Raw genomic sequence first — 2,807 nt, 5'->3', positions numbered from 1 at the left:
GATAAAATTAATATTAATAGAATTATTTTTATTCTTTGATAGATTTTTTTATTCATTCTGTTACTTCCCAAACGCCTTAAACATCCCTACAATCGAATTCATAACATTCAAAACAGTCTCTTCATCTTTCACGGGCAGTTTGATCGAAGTTTGACCTGTTTCTTTATCTTTTTCTACAAAATCTGAAATTTGAATTTTCCCGGATTGAATATCAGCAAAAGCAGAACCGATTTTTTGGAAAAAACTAACTCCCGCTGTAAGCAGTTCATTAATCTCTCTATTTGGTTGAGTTTCTAGAGGTTTTCTCTCGGAAATTATTTCTTTTTTATCTTTATCTGCAGTAGTTTTGGTTACTTTGGTTTTAATATCAATTTTTCCCAGTTTTGAGATTTCCTCAACTTTTTCAGTCTCATCCAGATAATTTTCTTCCCCAAAAATATCATCTTTTTTCTCATCTTCGACTTCTTTGGTGATGGTTTCAACAGATTTCATAAATTTATTGAATTTACTTTCACCCATCAAAACGCGATCTTCACCACCATCGAGAACTCCTGTAAAAACGGATTTTTTAAAAGCAATAAGTCCGAGAATCCTTTCTTCGATCGTTCCTTTAGAAATGAGATTATAAATCCTGACCGGTTTATGCTGTCCTAACCTGTGGACACGACCAATTCGCTGTTCGAGAACTGCAGGATTCCAGGGCAGATCGATGTTGATGAGAACATTAGCAGCTTGCAGATTTAATCCGACTCCACCGGCATCTGTCGAGAGAAAAACTCTCTTTTTGGGATCGTTCGTAAAATTATTGATCAAATCTTTTCTTTTCGCACTGGGAACTCCGCCGTGAAGATATTCATACTCGATGTTCATTTTTTCAAGTTCAGCACCAACCAATCGTGTCATTCGTTCCCACTGACTGAAGATAACGATTTTCTCATCACTATTTTCGAAAATTTCTTTCAGGATGATGATCAACTCGTCAATTTTTGTGTCATGCCTGGTTTTCTGGTCTAAAATATATGTGCTGTCACTGACCATTCTCATACAACTGAGAAAGATCAATAATCTTTGCCTGTCTTTTTCCGATAAAAAACCGAATTTTCTCCATTTAAAAACAAGACGGGCAACAGAAGCAGCATAATCTTCGTGAATTTCAAATTGCTCTTTAGTAACATCTACGAAATAGTTTTTATCTATCCTTTCCGGTAATTGATCTGATATTTCAGATTTTGTGCGTCTGACTAACACATCTTTGAGAGTTTTATTTATCTGATTAAGGTCTTTGTAACCAATAATTTTTCCGGTTTTGTCTTTGATCTGGTGGTTATCCAAAAAGCGAAAAAGTGCTCCCAATTTGAATTTATCGATAAAACCGACAATAGAATGAAGTTCTTCCAGACGATTTTCAAGAGGAGTTCCGGTCAGAACAATCACGAAATCCGAGTTTAATTTTTTGATGTTTTGAGCAGTTTTCGTTTTCCAGTTTTTTATCCTTTGTGCTTCATCCAAAATAACTAGATCCGGAGCCATTTTGTTCAGATATTCGATGTCATTTAAGGCAACTCCGTAACTGGCGATTTTATAAAATTCATCGGATAAATATTGGGATTTCCTTTTATCGAGATGACCTTCGATAACTTTGATACTTCGATCTGTGAATTTATTTATTTCATTTTTCCATTGATATTTCAGGGAAGTCGGACAAATAATCAAAACATTGCTGATCCCGAATTCTTTTGCCAGAAGTTCGATCGTGGCAATCGCTTGAATTGTTTTTCCAAGTCCCATATCATCAGCGATCAAGACTCTACCGGTTTTGGCGGCAAATAACACACCTTCTTTCTGGTAAGGATACAGATTTGTTTTGATCAGATTCTTAAAATATTCACTCTTGATCCCATCCGGAAGTTTTTCATCGAGTTTCTTGACCCTGTCGTTTTTTTCTCGAACATTGATAATAAAATTTAAAGCATCTTCATAAACCTTGAAATGCGGATCATATTTCTTGACCCGTTCGATAAAATCTTCGATAAAATAAAATGCTTCCGGTTTGAGAAAATGATCTTTATTAAAGTAATGTTTGGAAGCTTCGCCAATTTTTTCGGGATTTGTCGTCCCGATCCTCAAATATATTTTTCTATTATTTCCATATCTTAAGCTTAAAGAAGAATACGGTCGAATCAAACCTTCTTTCCAATGTTTATTATTTTTGGGATTTTCCTTTAGATCTTTTAGAACATATTCGATATGCTTGCAAGTTCCAAGTTCGTTGACCGAAAAATCGGGACAGGAACAGAAATTAAGACCCGGATTGGAACTTCTGATCGCAACTTTGTATTCATTACCGGTTTGAGGATTATAAACTTGAAAATCGGAAAAAACAGGATGATCACCGATATTTTGCACACTGAATTCCTGTTTATCGATATATTGTCGTCTCAGCGCGATTTGCCATTCTTCGACGGTCATATCGACAGGTTTGCGATAATATGGAACTTTTTTCTTCTTTTCGGTTGTTTTTTCAGTCATAATATATTTTAATGAGGATTCGCTTCATTCATATCCGTTTTTTGATTTTTTTTAGTTCATCGACAAAAAAATTTGCTAATTCGTATTTATTAATAATCTCTTTTGGATGTAAATGTTCAGCGATTGTATCTTCTTGCAGATCATCGATATATTTTAAATTTTCGGAATAAGTAATCGGTGAAAGATTCGGAATTAATTTTTTTGTGTTTTCAAAAATTTTTGCTAAACTCGTTATATATTTAGATAAAAAGTATAAATCATAATAATCTCTTAAAGTG

At 34.1% G+C, this 2,807-nt stretch carries 1 protein-coding gene; it reads right to left on the bottom strand.

The window, feature by feature from the left end; genetic code table 11:
- Nucleotides 1–60: 60 nt before the first annotated feature.
- Entirely contained in the window at nt 61–2,529 is a 2,469-nt protein-coding gene (locus tag ENL20_06455) for an ATP-dependent helicase (protein HHE38196.1), read from the bottom strand.
- Between the last annotated feature and the right edge of the window lie 278 nt (nt 2,530–2,807).

The organism is Candidatus Cloacimonadota bacterium (genome assembly GCA_011372345.1).
Lineage (GTDB): Bacteria > Cloacimonadota > Cloacimonadia > Cloacimonadales > TCS61 > DRTC01.
This window is presented reverse-complemented; position numbering and strand designations above follow the sequence as displayed.